This window comes from Maricaulis alexandrii, assembly GCF_005871165.1.
Taxonomy (GTDB): domain Bacteria; phylum Pseudomonadota; class Alphaproteobacteria; order Caulobacterales; family Maricaulaceae; genus Maricaulis; species Maricaulis alexandrii.
Window position 1 is genome coordinate 34,887 of the sequence record NZ_SWKP01000008.1, and the last position, 15,468, is coordinate 50,354.

Below are 15,468 nucleotides of genomic sequence, written 5' to 3' on the forward strand. Positions count from 1 at the left end.
CTGACCGGGCCGGAAACTACAGGACCAGGAAGAGGATCGGATCATGGGTGACAGAGTCGCCATTGTGACGGGCGGTGCCAATGGAATCGGCAAGGCCTGTGCCCGCCGGCTGTCGGAAGACGGCTTCCTGGTCGTGATCGCCGATATCGACCGCGATGCCGGTGCCGCCCTCGCCGACGAGCTGGGCGCCGAGCGCAACAAGGCCCTTTTCGTGGCCTGCGACGTGTCGGACCGCCTGTCGGTGAACAATCTTCTGTCGGAAACCCGGTCCGCCTTCGACCGGCTCGACGTGCTGGTCAACAATGCCGGCATCGTTGCCAAGGGCGATATCCTGGACCTGTCGGAAGCGGATTTCGACAAGGTGATCGGCGTCAATCTGCGCGGCTCCTTCCTGGTCGCCCGCGAAGCGGCACGCCAGATGGTGGAGCAGATCGAGGAAGCCGGCGAACGCACCGAAGATGTCCGCCGCCGCTATGCCATCATCAACATGTCCTCGGTCAATGGCGTGATGGCGATCCCGGACCAGCTGGCCTATTGCGTCTCCAAGGGTGCGATCAACCAGATGACGAAGTCCATGTCGCTCGCGCTGGCCAAATACGGCATCCGCGTCAACGCGATCGGCCCGGGCAGCATCAATACCGATGTCCTCAAATCGGTGAATGACAATCCCGAGGCGATGGCGAAGATCATGTCCCGCACGCCGCTGCAGCGGATCGGCGATCCGGACGAAGTGGCCTCGGTCGCGTCCTTCCTGGCCTCCAAGGATGCCAGCTATATCACCGGCACGACCATCTATGCCGATGGCGGTCGTCTGGCGATGAATTACACGGTCAGTTGACATGAAAAGGCCCCGCCGAAGCGGGGCCTGATCCAGTCTGGCAAGCGTCGCAAACTAGGCCTTGGCCTGGGCGCGCTCGATGGATTCGGTCACGAGCTGACGGGCCTTGGCCGCATCACCCCAGCCGATCACCTTCACCCACTTATTGGGCTCCAGATCCTTGTAGTGCTCGAAGAAGTGCTTGATGCGCATCAGCTGCGCTTGCGGCACGTCGCCATACTCGATGACTTCATCATAGAGCGGGGACAGCTTGTGGTGCGGCACGCAAAGGATCTTCTCATCCATGCCGCTCTCATCTTCCATCATCAGCACGCCAATGGGGCGGGCGCGCACGACGCAGCCCGGCACCAGCGTGGTGTGACCGATGATCATGACGTCGATCGGATCGCCGTCCTCGGACAGGGTGTGCGGCATGAAGCCGTAATTGCACGGATAGGACATCGGCGTGTGCAGGAAGCGGTCGACGAACAACGTCCCGGCATCCTTGTCCATTTCATACTTCACCGGCTGGCCGCCGACCGGGACTTCAATGATGACGTTGATGTCCTCGGGGGCGTTCTCGCCGAGAGAAATTTTGTCGATCCGCATGGGACGCTCCTTGCAGCAATTCTTGCGCCCTCATACGCCGGAAGCGTTTGAGAACCAATGCCCTTGTTGCACTGCAATAGCTGTTTCGTCAGGCGGTACGGCTTTCATTGGCCGGTTGCAGGCGTGTCCGCTCGCGTTTGACCACTTCTGCCCCCCGAAGATGCACGAAGTCTCCACGCACACTATCCCACGCGGCCAGGATGCGGGCGGCGACCACCGATCCCGTAGCCTCTGCATGCGCCTCGATCAGGGCCCGGCAGCGCGCTTCCGCCTCCCCGGCCAGATCGAAGGACAGGACAGTCTCCGGATTGAGGCGGGCTTCAAGCCGGCCGTCCGGATCGTAGACAAAGGCATCACCGCCGGTCATGCCGGCCGCGAAATTATCGCCCACGGAGCCGAGGATCACGGCAGCGCCCCCGGTCATGTATTCGCACCCGTTCGTGCCACAGCCCTCGACCACCGTCTCGGCGCCGGAATTGCGGACCGCGAAGCGCTGCCCGGCCCGGCCGGCCGCGAACAGACGGCCGGATGTCGCGCCATAAAGACAGGTATTGCCGATGATGGAGTGATCCTCATTGGCGGCGCTGGACCCGCCATAGGGGCGCACAATGATCGTCGCACCGGACAGGCCCTTGCCAACATAGTCATTGGCATCGCCATCCAGCTCGATCCGCAGGCCGCGGGCGGAGAAAGCGCCCAACGACTGACCGGCCGAGCCCCGCAGGCGCAGGGTGAGATGGTCCTCACCCAGACCGTCCGCGCCGAAGCGGGTGACGATTTCCGAGGAGGTCCGCGTTCCGACCGTGCGATCGGTATTCTTCACGCCATAGTCCAGCTGCATCTTCTCGCCGCGGTCAAAGGCCGGGGCGGCATCGACGATGATCTGTTCGTCCAGGCTCGGTGTGACCGCATTGCGCTGGGTCCGCGAGGACCGGGCCGGCCGCTCCACGGCGTCCGCCCGCGACATGATCACCGACAGGTCGAGATCGTCGAGCGCTTCGGACCCGCGCGACACCTGGGTGAGGAGGTCGGCGCGGCCGATCACGTCCTCCAGGGACGTGGCGCCCAGACCGGCGAGAATCTCCCGGACATCCTGGGCCAGGAAGGTCATCAGATTGACGACATGGTCCGGGAAACCGCCGAAGCGGGCCCGCAGGTCATCATCCTGGGTACACACACCGACCGGGCAGGTATTGGAATGGCACTGGCGCACCATGAGACAGCCGAGCGCGATCAGGGAGGCCGTGCCGATGCCGAATTCCTCGGCGCCGAGCATGGCCGCAACAACCATGTCCCGACCGGTGCGGATACCGCCATCGGCGCGCAGGGTGACACGGTCGCGCAAACCGTTGAGCGACAGCATCTGGTGCGCCTCGGCCAGCCCCAGCTCCAGCGGACCGCCGGCGAACTTGATCGAGGTCAGGGCCGCAGCCCCGGTACCGCCGACCGAGCCGGAGATATTGATGATATCGGCATTCGCCTTGGCGACACCGGCCGCCACGGCACCGACACCGGCGGCCGCGACCAGCTTCACGCCAACACGGGCACGCGGATTGATCTGTTTGAGATCATAGATCAGCTGCGCCAGGTCCTCGATCGAGTAGATATCATGATGTGGCGGTGGCGAGATCAGGCTGACGCCCGGGGTCGCGTGACGCATGCGCGCGATGAAGTCGGTGACCTTGAAGCCGGGCAGCTGGCCGCCCTCGCCGGGCTTGGCGCCCTGGGCGACCTTGATCTCGAACTCGCGGCACTGGTTGAGATACTCCGCCGTGACGCCAAAGCGTCCGGAGGCGATCTGCTTGACCGCCGAATTCATGTTGTCGCCATTGGGCATGGGCTTGTAGCGGACCGGATCCTCGCCGCCCTCGCCGGACACCGACTTCGCGCCGATCCGGTTCATCGCCACATTGAGCGCGCCATGCGCTTCCGGGGACAGGGCGCCGAGCGACATGCCCGGCGTTACGAAGCGCCGACGGATCCCATTGATCGACTCGACCCGGTCCAGACCGATCGACGGCCCGATGCCGCGCATGTCCATGAGATCACGCAGCTGGATCGGACCCTGCTTCTCGACGGCTTCGCGATAGCGTTTCCAGGCATCGGCATCATTGCCGCGCACGGCAGCCTGAAGCTCGGTAATGACCTTCGCCGACAGGGCGTGGCGATCGCCTTTGGCCCGCTGGCGGTAGAAACCGCCAATCGGCAGTCGCGCCTCGCCGGACCAGGCCTTCTTGTGCAGGTCCAGCGTCCGCGCTTCCAGACCGGGCAGACCAATGCCGGAAATGCGGCTGACCACGCCCGGAAGGTAGGATTCCACCAGCGCCCGGGACAGGCCCAACACTTCGAAATTGCAGCCCCCGCGATAGGAGGAAATGATGGAAATCCCCATTTTGGAGAGGATTTTCAGCAGGCCGCCATCGAGCGCTTCCTTCAGGCGGCGTGCCCGCAGACAGGCCCATTCATCCCCGCCGACGGACTCGCGGCCGGCCGTGATTGTGTCGAAGGCGAGATAGGGGTTCACCGTCGTGGCCCCGAGGCCGATCAGCACGGCGGCATAATGCGAATCGAAGCACTCCGCCGACCGCACATTGAGCGAGCAGAAATTGCGCAGACCTTCCCGGGTCAGCGTGGAGTGCACCGCGCCGGCGACCAGGATCATCGGCAGGCCGATCCGGTCCTCATCCTGACGGTGATCGGTCAGGACCAAATGGGCCGCGCCATCCCGGACGGCGGCAACGGATTGTTCAATGATGGAATCGAGCTGCTTGCGCAGGGCCTGACCATTGCCGGTCGCACCATCGCGGGGCAAGAGGCAGTCGATATCCTTGACCGCGCCGCCCATGTGCTCGCGCCAGCGTTCATAGGCCCCATTGGACAGAATCGGGCTGTCCAGCACCAGAACGGCGGCGCGCTCCTCGCCCTGGGCCAGAATATTGCCCAGATTGCGGAAACGGGTCTTCAGCCCCATCACCCGGCCTTCGCGCAAGGGGTCGATCGGCGGATTGGTGACCTGGGAGAAGTTCTGGCGGAAGAAGTGCGACAGGGGCCGGTAGGTTTCCGACAGCACGGCCAGAGGCGCATCATCGCCCATCGAGCCGACGGCCTCCTTGCCGTCCTCGGCCATGGCGTTGAGCACCAGTTCAATGCCTTCGAAGGAGAAGCCCGCCGCGGCCTGGTGGCGCAAGCGGGTCTCCTCGTCAAAGACCTGCGGTTCGGCACCCGGCCCGATGACCGGCTCGATATCCTCGAGCTCACCCAGCCAACGGGCATAGGGATGCTGCTCGCTCAGCTCGTCGAGGATTTCATGCTCGCGATAGAAGCGGCCTTCCTCGATATCCAGGGCGATCAGACGGCCCGGCGTGATCTGGCCGCGCTCGGTCACATGGTCCTGGTCAATCGGCGCCATGCCGGTTTCCGATCCGGCGACCAGAATGCCGGATTTCGTGATGGCATAGCGCATCGGCCGCAGGCCGTTGCGGTCCATGCCGGCAATGGCCCAGCGCCCGTCAAAGGCGGCAATCGCGGCCGGCCCGTCCCAGGGCTCCATGACCGAATTGCAGTATTCATACATGCGCGCCCAGCCTTCCGGCATCACATCGGAGCGCTTGGACCAGGCCTCGGGGATGAGGATGGTCTTGGTCATCGGCGCAGAGCGGCCCGCCCGCACCAGGATCTCGAAAGCCTGGTCGAGGGCGGCACTGTCCGACGCGCCGGACTGGATCACCGGGCGGACATCGCGCTCATCGCCCGGGAAGGCGGTCTCCGCGATGTGAACCTCATGGCTCCTCATCCAGTTGATATTGCCGCGGATCGTATTGATCTCGCCGTTATGGGCGAGCATGCGGAAGGGCTGGGCCAGCCGCCATTCCGGAAAGGTATTGGTGGAATAGCGCTGGTGGAAGATCGCGAAGGAGGACACGAATTCCGGATCCTGCAGGTCGCGATAGAAGGCATCGATATCCTCGGCGCGGAACAGGCCCTTGTAGATAATGTCACGCGAGGAGAGTGAGCATACGTAGAGGTCGCGCAGGTTTTCCTCGCGGGCCCGGCGCTCGATCCGGCGGCGGACAATATAGAGGATGCGCTCGACGCTCTCGATGTCACGGCCGCGCGGGTCGCGGAACAGGACCTGCTCGATTTCCGGCAGGGTGGCGCGCGCCTTGTCGCCCAGCACGGAAGTGTCAATCGGCGGCTGGCGCCAGCCATAGAAGGCAAAGCCCTCGCGCAGGATTTCCGCCTCGATGATGGCGCGGGCACGCTCCCGGGCAGCGAAATCGGCGCGCGGCAGGAAGACCATGCCGACGATGACATCGCCGCGTTCCGGTTCGTGACCCGTGCGGGAGACGGCCGCCTTGAAAAAGGCCTGGGGCACACCGACACGCAGGCCGGCCCCGTCACCGGTCTTGCCGTCGGCATCCACGGCGCCGCGGTGCCAGACCGCCTTGAGGGCATCAATGGCCAGTTCGACGATTTCGCGGCGTGCCTCACCCTTCATGTCGGCGATCAGGCCGACGCCGCAGGCATCGCGTTCATCCTCAGGTCGCCACAGGCCGGTGCCTTCCAGCGTGTTCAGACCGGCGTGGATCTTGGCGTGATTCCAGGATTGTTGGGTCATTCGGCTGCTCCCAGAACCTGCAGTCGATTGTCGAGATAGGCGGTGATCGAGCGGGCGGCATCCATGCCGTCCCGGATCGCCCACACCACGAGAGAGGCGCCCCGGTGCAGGTCGCCGGCCACGAAGACACCGTCCAGGCTGGTCATCTTGGTGGCATCATCGCCTTCCACACGGCCATCGCGATGGACAGAGAGGTCGGGCGCGGAGAAGGCTTCGGGCAGATCTTCCGGCGTGAAGCCGAGCGCCGAGACCACCATGTCGGCAGGCACGTCGAAGGTGCGGCCCGGCTCCGGTTCCGGCGCGCGGCGGCCGGACGCATCCGGTGCCCCCAGGCGCATGCCCTGCACACGGACCGCGGAGATCGCCTCGCCCTTGGTCAGCACGGCCAGCGGAGAGGCCAGCCATTCAAAGACGACGCCTTCTTCCTCGGCATGTTTCACTTCACGGGCCGAGCCCGGCATGTTCTCGCGGTCACGGCGATAGAGACAGGTCACGGATTTGGCGCCCTGGCGGACCGCCGTGCGGACACAGTCCATCGCCGTATCCCCGCCGCCGATCACGACGACATTCTTGCCTTCGGCATTGAGCGTGGGGTCATTGTCCCGGACATCGTCAAGATCATCGCGGTTGGAGCGGGTCAGATAATCCAGCGCGGCAATCACGCCATCGCCGGACCCCGGACAGGTCAGCTGGCGCGCCGCATAGACGCCCGTCGCCAGCAGGACAGCATGGTGCTTGTCGCGCAGCTCCGGCAGGCTGGCATCGCGGCCAACCTCGAAATTCAGCTTGAACTCGACACCGCCCTCGGTGAGGCGGTCGAGGCGGCGCTGGACCACGGACTTGTCCAGCTTGAAGCCGGGAATCCCGTACATCAACAGGCCGCCGGCGCGGTCGGAGCGCTCATAGACGGTGACATCGAAACCGGTTTCGCGCAGGCGTTCGGCGGCGGCCAGACCGGCCGGGCCGGAGCCCACAATGCCGACACTCGCACCGCGGGCCGGACCCGGCTGCAGCGGTTCGACCCAGCCTTCCTGCCAGGCCGTGTCGGTGATGTACTGCTCCACGGAGCCGATGGTCACGGCGCCGTGTTTGGATTGTTCAATGACGCAGGCCCCCTCGCACAGACGGTCCTGCGGGCAGATGCGGCCGCAGATTTCCGGCATGGTGGAAGTCTCGGCGGAGATCTCATAGGCCTCGCGCAAACGCCCGTCCCCGGCCAGCATCAGCCAGTCGGGAATATTGTTCTGCAGCGGGCAGCCCGACTGGCAGAAGGGAATGCCGCATTGCGAACACCGCGAGGCCTGACCGGCGGCCTTCTGAGGATCGAAGGGGCGATAGATTTCCTTGAAATCCTTGCGCCGTTCCGCCTCAGAACGCTTCTCCGGATAGGCTTGGTCGATGTCTACAAATCTAAGCAATCCGCTCTCCTCCTGGCTCGCGAGCGCGACAATGCAGCACAGTCTTCGCTCCTGCACAAGACAGGCGGCTGCGGTGATATTGGCACATTTTGCCGCAATAGAGACTATAGCAGAATCTATTTGCGTTGATCTGCCTTTGATGTGGCGAGTTCCGCACGAATTATTCTCAGCCGCATCCTTGTATCACCGCGATGCAACACAACAAACCCAGCCAGAAACCGGCCCGGACCGCACAATGTCCCGGATTTGACCGGGTCTTGGAAGGATACTGCCTCGCGCAAACTTGTGCCCGGAGGATCATTTCACCTGCCACGATCACCCCTGCGCAAACCTGCGTGATCGGGCATCGATTTCAGGTCCTGCGGGGTCTAGGTTTGGTCAAACACGCATCCGGCCCCACATGCCGGAAACAGCCATGCCAGGAGACATTCGGTTGGACGGCACGCCCCAGACCGCAAGCCACGCCCCTTTGGTGGATCGCTTCGGACGAGAAATCCGCTATCTGCGCCTGTCCGTCACTGACCGGTGCGATCTGCGCTGCGTCTACTGCATGGCGGAGCGACCGGATTTCCTGCCCAAATCCCGGCTGCTGACCCTGGAAGAATTGAGCGCCATCGGGGCGCACTTCATCGCCCGCGGCGTCAACAAGATCCGCATCACGGGTGGCGAACCCCTGGTACGCCGGGATGTGATCCACCTGATCGAGGCCCTGGGCAAACATATCGGCTACGGGCTGGACGAGCTCACCCTGACCACCAATGCCACGCAGCTGGCCGGACAAGCCGGGCGCCTGGCCCGGGCCGGGGTCAAACGGATCAATGTTTCGCTGGATACCCTCAACCCGGACGCTTATGCCCGGCTGACGCGCGGTGGCCAGCTGGCCACCTGCCTGGCCGGGATCGAGGCCGCCCGCAAGGCCGGGATCGCGATCAAGATCAATGCCGTGGCCCTCAAGGGTGAAAACGAGGACGGGCTGCCCGACCTCATCGCCTGGGCGCATGCACAAGGTTTCGACGCCACGCTGATCGAGGTCATGCCGCTGGGCGAGGTGGCGCAGGACCGGGCGGACCAGTTCCTGCCGCTCAGCGCGGTGCGCGACCGCCTGTCCGAACAGTGGACCTTGACCGATCTGCCGGACCGCACCGGCGGCCCGTCCCGCTATGTCCGCGTCGCCGAGACCGGTGGACGGCTGGGCTTCATCACGCCGCTGACCTCGAACTTCTGCGCCGGCTGCAATCGCGTCCGGCTGACCTGTACTGGCGAACTCTATACCTGTCTGGGTCATGAGGGCGCGATCGACCTGAAGACCGCCTATCGCGAACGTGGCACGGCCGGTCTGGAGGCCTGTCTCGACCGGGCGATGGCGACCAAGCCGGAACGGCATGATTTCGATGTCTCGCGCGGGGCCGCACCGGCCGTGTCCCGCAACATGGCCCGAACGGGAGGCTGATCATGCAGATCACGATCCGCTACATGGCATCCCTGCGTGACCGGATGGGCAAGCGGGAGGACATCCTGGACCTGCCGGACACGATTGCCGACAGCGAGGCCCTGACCGCGCATTTGCAGACCCTCGACCCCGCTGCGAACGCGCTGGCGCATCCGGCGATCCGCCTGATCCTGAATGATGCCATCGTGCCGCGGCCGAGCGCCGTGAAAGACGGCGACACGCTGGCCTTTTGCCCGCCCTTCACCGGAGGCTGAGATGGCGACTATCTCCATTACCGTGTCCCATGATCCAATCGACAGCGGCGCCCGGCTCGACGCGCTCGCCGGCGCCGATCCGGACTGCGGCGGGCTGGCCAGTTTTGTGGGACAGGTCCGTGAAGAGCCGGGCCTGGTCGCGCTGGAACTGGAGCACTACCCCGCCGTCACCGAAAAGGCCCTGCAGACCATCGCCGAGACCGCCGCGCGGAAATGGGATTTGCACCGGGCCGTGATCCACCACCGGGTCGGCCGGATGGAGATCGGCGAAGTGATTGTTTTCGTGGCCGCAACCGCGCCGCACCGACGCGCCGCCCTGGACGCGGTGGGCTATATGATCGACCTCCTGAAAACCGAGGCCCCGTTCTGGAAACAGGTCCACTCGAACAAGGGCTCACATTGGGTCGAAGCGCGGGACACCGACCGGGATGCCGCGGATTACTGGACCGACCAGATCGCCAGCGAGGATGCATGATGACGGACACACTGGGCTTTGCGGTCCTGACCATTTCCGACACACGGGATGAAAGCACGGACCGGACCGGCCCCTGGCTGCGCGAACAGATCGCTGAGGCCGGTCACACGGTCCGGGCACACGCCATCATCGCCGATGATGCCCCCAGCATCCGCAAGGCCTGTGAAGATCTGATCGCCGACCCGGGCATCCATTGCATCATCACCACGGGCGGGACCGGCCTGACCGGGCGTGATGTCACGCCGGAAGCCGTCCGGCCCTTGCTGGACAAGGAAATCGACGGGTTCAGCGTGGTCTTCCACATGATCAGCTATCAGTCGGTGGGCGTGTCGACCCTGCAGTCGCGGGCCCTGGCCGGAATTGCTGGCGGCACTTATCTGTTTTCGATCCCCGGTTCGATGGGGGCGGTGAAGGATGCCTGGAATGGCGTGCTGAAAGCCGAATTCGATGCGTCCCACAAACCCTGCAACCTGGTGGAAATCCTCCCCCGTCTGACGGAGCATCTGGCATGAGCGGACTGACCCACCAGGACGAAGAAGGCCGGGTGCGCATGGTGGATGTCGCCGACAAGCCGGCGACCCGGCGCCGGGCCGTGGCGACGGCGCGTATCTCCATGAATTCACAGGCCTTTGAAGCCATCCGTGACGGTGTCGGCCCGAAGGGCGACGCCCGGCAGACCGCCGAACTGGCGGGGATCATGGCGGCGAAACAGACGTCCAGCCTGATCCCGCTCTGTCACCCCCTGCCCCTGACCAAGGTGAAAGTCGCAATCGAACCCGTAACTTCCGGGGTTTTCGAAGTGCGGGCGGAAGTCCGGACGGACGGCAAGACGGGTGTCGAGATGGAAGCGCTGACAGCGGCTTCGGTGGCGGCCCTGACGCTCTATGACATGGCGAAAGCCCTGGACAAATCCATGCAGATCGACGCGGTCCGGCTGGAGGAAAAGCAGGGCGGACAATCGGGCGATTATCAACGGGCCGACCCATGATCCCGCTCGCCGAGGCGCAAGCCATCCTGGCGCAGGACTTGTCACCCCTGCCGGCGATTGCGGTCGGACTGGACCAGGCCTGCGGGAAAATTCTCGCCGAACCGGTCCGCGCCGCCCTCACCCAGCCGCCCTTCGCGGCCTCGGCCATGGATGGCTATGCCGTCCGCTCGGCCGATCTGGGGGATACGGTCTCCCTGCGACTGATCGGCGAGGCTGCGGCCGGTCATGCCTTTGACGGCAAAATCGGACCGGGTGAGGCCGTGCGCATCTCCACCGGCGCGGTGGTTCCGGACGGGGCCGACCAGGTCGTGATCCAGGAAAACACGCAGTGCCACGGTGATCGCGTCAGCACGGATCAGCCCGCCGGGGCAGGCCAGCACATCCGCCGAGCGGGTCAGGACTTCGAGGCCGGACAGGTCCTGCTGGAGGCCGGACACCGGCTGACACCGGACGCGCTGGCCCTGATCGCGGCCGCCGGACATGACCGGGTCCCTGTGTCCCGGACACCGCGCATTGGCGTCCTGGCCAGCGGGGACGAATTGGTGGAACCGGGCGAAACACCCGCACCGGGACAGATCGTCAATTCGATCACCAGCGGGCTGATGGCGCTGATCCGGCAATGGGGCGGTGAGCCGGTCTATCTGGGCATTGCCCGCGATACCGAAGCCGACATCGCCACCAAGCTCGATGCGGCCCCGGCGCTGGACCTGCTGGTTCCGGTGGGCGGGGCCTCGGTCGGCGAGCACGACCATATGCGCCGGGTTATCGTGTCCCGGGGCGGGTATATCCGCTTTGCCAAGATCGCCGTGCGGCCGGGAAAACCGACCTGGTTTGCGCGCCTGCCGGAGGGGCAGCCAGCGCTGATCGGCCTGCCGGGCAATCCGGTTTCGGCCCTCGTCATGGCCCGCCTCATCCTGCGCCCGGCGCTGCAGACCCTGCGCGGGGAGACCGCGCAAACATCGCGCATTCGTGTGAATTTGGGGTCTGAAATGGCACCAAACGGGGATCGCGAAACGTATGTGAGAGGTGTGTGGAACGATCAGGACGGTATCGTCACAGCGCTCTCCCGGCAGGACAGCGCCATCCTGACAACCCTGGTGACGGCCAATGCGCTGATCCGGCGCCCGGTGGGTGCCGAAGCGGCTCAAGCGGGCGATCAGGTGGAGATCATTCCGCTGGACTGATCACACGCCGATTGCGTGACACGGGTCCGGCCAGACGATAGCCTGAACACCTGTTTTGGGGTCAGGAGTCTTGTCCATGAAATCCGGTTTGATCTGGCGCGCGGCCGCCTGTGCGCTTTCGCTGTCCTTTGTCCCGTCCGCCCTGGCCGATGACTGGTCGGACGCCACGGACGATCTGGAACGCCGGGACGGTTTCCTGCCCCTTCAGATCGATGAAACGGATGGCCGGGTCCTGGTGGAGCTGGCGCCGCAGGATGACGGCTCGCTGGGCCGGATGATCTACACGGCGCGCCTGACCTCCGGTCTCGGCTCCAATCCGGTCGGTCTGGATCGCGGCCTGGGGACGAGCTCCCAGATCCTGCGCTTCTTCCGGGTCAATGATCAGGTCTTCGCCGAGTTCGAGAATACCGGCTATCGCGCCATCGGCGCCGATGCGGACGAAGCCAATGCGACGCGGCAATCCTTTGCCCGCTCGGTGATCTGGAACACGGATATTGTCGCCGAGGATGACGGCCGGGTGCTGATCGACCTGTCCGGCTTCCTGACCCGTGATCCGATCGGCACGGCCGCCCAGTTGTCGGACACCGGCCAGGGCAGTTTCTCGATCGATGCCGGCCGCAGCGCCCCGCTGACCGACGCCGCCCTCTCCTTCCCGGAGAATGTCGAGATCGATGCCCTCCTCACGCTGCAATCGAGCAATCCGGGTTCCGAAGTCCGGGCCGTGGCGCCCGATCCGCAATCGGTGACCCTGACCGTGCACCATTCCTTTGTGGCCCTGCCGGAAGACGGGTTCGAAATCCGCGAAGCCGATCCGCGTTCGGGGAGTTTCGGGGTCGATTTCTACGACATGGCCTCACCGCTGAGCGATCCGGTCCGCCGGTCCTACGCCTTGCGCCACCGGCTGGAGCGGGTCGATCCGTCGGCCGAGAGCGGGCCGGTGGTGGAGCCGATCGTCTATTATCTGGACCGGGGCACCCCGCCGCAGATCCGCGACGCCCTGATCGAGGGCGGGAACTGGTGGGCCCAGGCTTTCGAAGCGGCCGGCTATGAAAACGCCTTCCGGGTCGAGCTTCTGCCGGAAGGCGCCCATCCGCTGGACGTTCGCTACAACATCATCCAATGGGTGCACCGCCAGACCCGCGGCTGGTCCTATGGCGCCTCGGTCGCCGACCCCCGCACCGGCGAGATCATCAAGGGCCATGTCATCCTGGGCAGCCAACGCGTCCGCCAAGACCGGATGATCTTTGAAGGCCTGCTGGGGGTTTCGGAGACCGGCAGTGGCACGGCGGACGACCCGCTGGAGATTGCCCTGGCCCGCATCCGCCAGCTCTCCGCCCACGAGATCGGCCATACGCTGGGCATCGCCCACAATTTCGCCGCCAGCATTTCCGACCGCGCCTCGGTGATGGATTATCCCGCCCCGCTGGTCAGTCTCGACGCGTCCGGCGCCTTCGACCTGTCCGACGCCTATGACACCGACATCGGGGAATGGGACCAGGTCGCCATCCGCTGGCTCTATGGCGAGTTCGGCGACGGTGAAGAGGAAGCCGCCGCACTGGACGCCATCCTGGCCGAAGCGCAGGCGGACGGCCTGCACTACATCACCGACCGGCATGCGCGCGGCAATGATTCCGGCCATCCGCTGGGCAATCTCTGGGACAATGGATCCGATCCGTCGGCCATGCTGACCGAGACAATGGCGATCCGCCGGGCCGCGCTGGACCGGTTCGGTCCGCACGTCCTGGCCGAAGGGCAGCCGACCAGCGCCCTGCGCGACGTGTTCTCACCGCTCTATCTCTATCACCGCTACCAGGTGGAAGCCGCGGCCAGCGCGCTGGGCGGGGTGGACTTCGCCTATGAGCGCAATGGTGAGCCCGGCCGGGGCATCACCCCGACCGATGCGGCCACACAGCGTGCCGCCCTGACCGCCCTCCTGGCGACGCTGGAACCGGAAGCACTGGACATTTCCGACGCCAATCTGGCCCTGATGGCGCCCGCGCCCTTCGCCGATTATGACGCGGCTGCCACGCGGGAATTGTTCGATTCGCCGGCCTATCCGGCCTTCTCGCGGACCACGGCCGCGGGTGCCGCCGCCCGTATCTCGCTGGACGCCATGCTGTCGCCGGGCCGGATGGCCCGGCTGGCCGACCAGAGCGCCCGCAACCCGGAACAGCTTTCGGCCATCGAGGTGCTCGATGCGGTCGAAGCCGTCCTGTTCGACGCACCGCGTGACGAGGCCGACCGGCTGCAGCCGGTGCGCGCTGCCATCCAGACGGAATATGCCGATCAATTGCTGGACCTCGTCGCCCAGGGCTCGCCGATCGTGTCCGGCCTAGCCCGTCAGCGCCTGGAAGCCATGGCCGGCAATCTGCCCGGCCGCCGCGCCAGCGGACCGGCCGCCGCGCACCAGCTCTGGCTGGCGCGGGCCATTGTCGCCGGACTGGACCGGATCGATCAGGGAGAGACGCCGGAACTGGCTGACACGCCGATCCCGCCGGGCAGCCCGATCGGTGCCGACAGCTGCTGGCATTGCGACAGCGCCGTCCTGCTGGGTCTGGACCGTTGAGCCGCCGCCTTCTCGCCACAGCCTCACTGCTCGCTGGCCTGGCCGCCTGCAGCCCGCCGGCCGACCCGCTGGCCGGGATCACGCTGGAGGAGCAGGCCAGTGGTGTGACGTCCAGCCTGCGGGGGCTCGCCGTGGTCAGCGATGACGTGGTCTGGATCGGCGCACCGGGCGGGCAGGTCCTGCGCACGGTGGATGGGGGCGCGCATTGGGACGTGCTCACCATCGACGCGGCCGAGGGCGCAGACCTGCGTTCGGCGCACGGTTTTTCGGCGGATCGCGCCCTTTTCTTCACTGCGGGTCAGCCCGCCCGCCTGTTCCTGACCGAGGATGGCGGGGCCAGCTTCCGCACTGTGTGGGAGGATCCGACCGGCAATGCCTTCTTTGATTCCCTGGTGTTCTGGAACAGCGAGATCGGTATCGCCTTTTCCGACCCGATTCCCGGCGGTTTTCTGGTCCTGGGAACCCAGGATGGCGGCGAGAGCTGGACCCGGATTCCGGGCCTGCCGGAACCGCTGGAAGGCGAGGCCGGGTTTGCCGCCTCCGATTCCTCAATCGCCACGGCCCCGAATGGCTGCGCCTGGATCGGTACGGGCGGCGGTGAAACGGCGCGCGTCCTGCGGACCTGCGAGTTCGGGGCGGAATGGGATTTTGTCGACACGCCGATGGCGGCCGGCACGCCCGGCTCCGGGATTTTCGCCCTGGCCTATACGGGGGAAAAACTGATCGCAGCGGGCGGCAATTACGAACAGGCAGACGCGACAGACGGCAATCTGGCCTGGTCGGATGATGGCGGGACGAGCTGGGAATTGCCCATCGCGGCGCCAGCTGGCTATCGCTCGGATGTGGCCGTCTTGCCGCTGGGTGACAACAGCCTGGTCGCGACCGGTCCGAACGGGACCGACATTTCCCGCAATGGCGGGGAAATCTGGACGCCCTGGCCGGACCTGCCGGGCCATCACGCCATCGCCTTCTCACCCTCAGGCCGGACCGGCTGGGCGGTGGGCTCGGACGGACGCATCACCCGGATCACTTTGCCACCACGAAACTGACCGCGCTCCGGTCAGGTGTCAGCCAAACGAAACCGGGCCC

At 65.6% G+C, this 15,468-nt stretch carries 12 protein-coding genes; 9 read left to right on the forward strand and 3 right to left on the reverse strand.

Annotation, left to right across the window (positions count from 1 at the left end; translation table 11 throughout):
• Positions 1 to 43: 43 nt before the first annotated feature.
• Positions 44 to 838, forward strand: coding sequence for an SDR family NAD(P)-dependent oxidoreductase (locus FCS99_RS11345; protein ID WP_138512615.1), 795 nt, complete (start codon positions 44 to 46; stop codon positions 836 to 838).
• A gap of 54 nt (positions 839 to 892) precedes the next feature.
• On the opposite strand, the gene ppa is transcribed toward FCS99_RS11345, so the two are convergent.
• From ppa to FCS99_RS11360, 3 genes are all read right to left on the reverse strand, one after another.
• A complete protein-coding gene (gene ppa / locus FCS99_RS11350; RefSeq protein ID WP_138512617.1) occupies positions 893 to 1,426 on the reverse strand; it encodes an inorganic diphosphatase in 534 nt (177 codons plus the stop codon).
• An 88-nt stretch (positions 1,427 to 1,514) separates the two neighbouring features.
• Positions 1,515 to 6,044 (reverse strand): glutamate synthase large subunit, encoded by a 4,530-nt coding sequence (gene gltB / locus FCS99_RS11355; RefSeq protein ID WP_138512619.1) that lies wholly within the window; start codon positions 6,042 to 6,044, stop codon positions 1,515 to 1,517.
• Complete coding sequence (locus FCS99_RS11360; protein ID WP_138512621.1) at positions 6,041 to 7,462, reverse strand: NAD(P)-dependent oxidoreductase; 1,422 nt, start codon at positions 7,460 to 7,462, stop codon at positions 6,041 to 6,043. The genes gltB and FCS99_RS11360 overlap by 4 nt, the downstream gene beginning before the upstream one ends.
• Before the next feature lie 415 nt (positions 7,463 to 7,877).
• On the opposite strand from FCS99_RS11360, the gene moaA reads away from it, so the two are divergent.
• From moaA to FCS99_RS11400, 8 genes are all read left to right on the forward strand, one after another.
• Positions 7,878 to 8,912 carry a GTP 3',8-cyclase MoaA gene (gene moaA / locus FCS99_RS11365; RefSeq protein WP_138512622.1) on the forward strand — a complete coding sequence of 345 codons (1,035 nt, stop codon included), beginning with the start codon at positions 7,878 to 7,880 and terminating at the stop codon, positions 8,910 to 8,912.
• Positions 8,913 to 8,914: 2 nt separating this feature from the next.
• Positions 8,915 to 9,166, forward strand: a complete 252-nt coding sequence (locus FCS99_RS11370) for a MoaD/ThiS family protein (protein WP_138512624.1) — start codon at positions 8,915 to 8,917, stop codon at positions 9,164 to 9,166.
• A 1-nt stretch (position 9,167) separates the two neighbouring features.
• Entirely contained in the window at positions 9,168 to 9,641 is a 474-nt protein-coding gene (locus FCS99_RS11375) for a molybdenum cofactor biosynthesis protein MoaE (protein WP_138512625.1), read from the forward strand.
• Positions 9,641 to 10,153: a molybdenum cofactor synthesis domain-containing protein gene (locus FCS99_RS11380; protein WP_138512627.1), complete on the forward strand. Its 513-nt coding sequence runs from the start codon at positions 9,641 to 9,643 to the stop codon at positions 10,151 to 10,153. The genes FCS99_RS11375 and FCS99_RS11380 overlap by 1 nt, the downstream gene beginning before the upstream one ends.
• A complete protein-coding gene (gene moaC, locus FCS99_RS11385) occupies positions 10,150 to 10,629 on the forward strand; it encodes a cyclic pyranopterin monophosphate synthase MoaC (protein WP_138512629.1) in 480 nt (159 codons plus the stop codon). Before FCS99_RS11380 ends, moaC begins: the two co-directional genes overlap by 4 nt.
• On the forward strand, positions 10,626 to 11,813 hold the full coding sequence (locus FCS99_RS11390; protein ID WP_138512631.1) for a molybdopterin molybdotransferase MoeA: 1,188 nt from the start codon (positions 10,626 to 10,628) through the stop codon (positions 11,811 to 11,813). Before moaC ends, FCS99_RS11390 begins: the two co-directional genes overlap by 4 nt.
• A gap of 76 nt (positions 11,814 to 11,889) precedes the next feature.
• The gene (locus tag FCS99_RS11395) at positions 11,890 to 14,379 is read left to right on the forward strand and encodes a zinc-dependent metalloprotease (protein ID WP_138512633.1); all 2,490 of its coding nucleotides are present in this window, start codon (positions 11,890 to 11,892) and stop codon (positions 14,377 to 14,379) included.
• Positions 14,376 to 15,428: a WD40/YVTN/BNR-like repeat-containing protein gene (locus FCS99_RS11400; protein ID WP_138512635.1), complete on the forward strand. Its 1,053-nt coding sequence runs from the start codon at positions 14,376 to 14,378 to the stop codon at positions 15,426 to 15,428. The genes FCS99_RS11395 and FCS99_RS11400 overlap by 4 nt, the downstream gene beginning before the upstream one ends.
• Positions 15,429 to 15,468: the final 40 nt, after the last annotated feature.

What these genes read in the sequence shown, in the direction of transcription:
- FCS99_RS11380 (WP_138512627.1), top strand. Translation starts at nt 9,641, where the DNA reads ATGACGGACACACTGGGCTTTGCGGTCCTGACCATTTCCGACACACGG.
- ppa (WP_138512617.1), bottom strand. Translation starts at nt 1,426, where the DNA reads ATGCGGATCGACAAAATTTCTCTCGGCGAGAACGCCCCCGAGGACATC.
- FCS99_RS11390 (WP_138512631.1), top strand. Translation starts at nt 10,626, where the DNA reads ATGATCCCGCTCGCCGAGGCGCAAGCCATCCTGGCGCAGGACTTGTCA.
- moaA (WP_138512622.1), top strand. Translation starts at nt 7,878, where the DNA reads ATGCCAGGAGACATTCGGTTGGACGGCACGCCCCAGACCGCAAGCCAC.
- FCS99_RS11395 (WP_138512633.1), top strand. Translation starts at nt 11,890, where the DNA reads ATGAAATCCGGTTTGATCTGGCGCGCGGCCGCCTGTGCGCTTTCGCTG.
- gltB (WP_138512619.1), bottom strand. Translation starts at nt 6,044, where the DNA reads ATGACCCAACAATCCTGGAATCACGCCAAGATCCACGCCGGTCTGAAC.
- moaC (WP_138512629.1), top strand. Translation starts at nt 10,150, where the DNA reads ATGAGCGGACTGACCCACCAGGACGAAGAAGGCCGGGTGCGCATGGTG.
- FCS99_RS11370 (WP_138512624.1), top strand. Translation starts at nt 8,915, where the DNA reads ATGCAGATCACGATCCGCTACATGGCATCCCTGCGTGACCGGATGGGC.
- FCS99_RS11345 (WP_138512615.1), top strand. Translation starts at nt 44, where the DNA reads ATGGGTGACAGAGTCGCCATTGTGACGGGCGGTGCCAATGGAATCGGC.
- FCS99_RS11375 (WP_138512625.1), top strand. Translation starts at nt 9,168, where the DNA reads ATGGCGACTATCTCCATTACCGTGTCCCATGATCCAATCGACAGCGGC.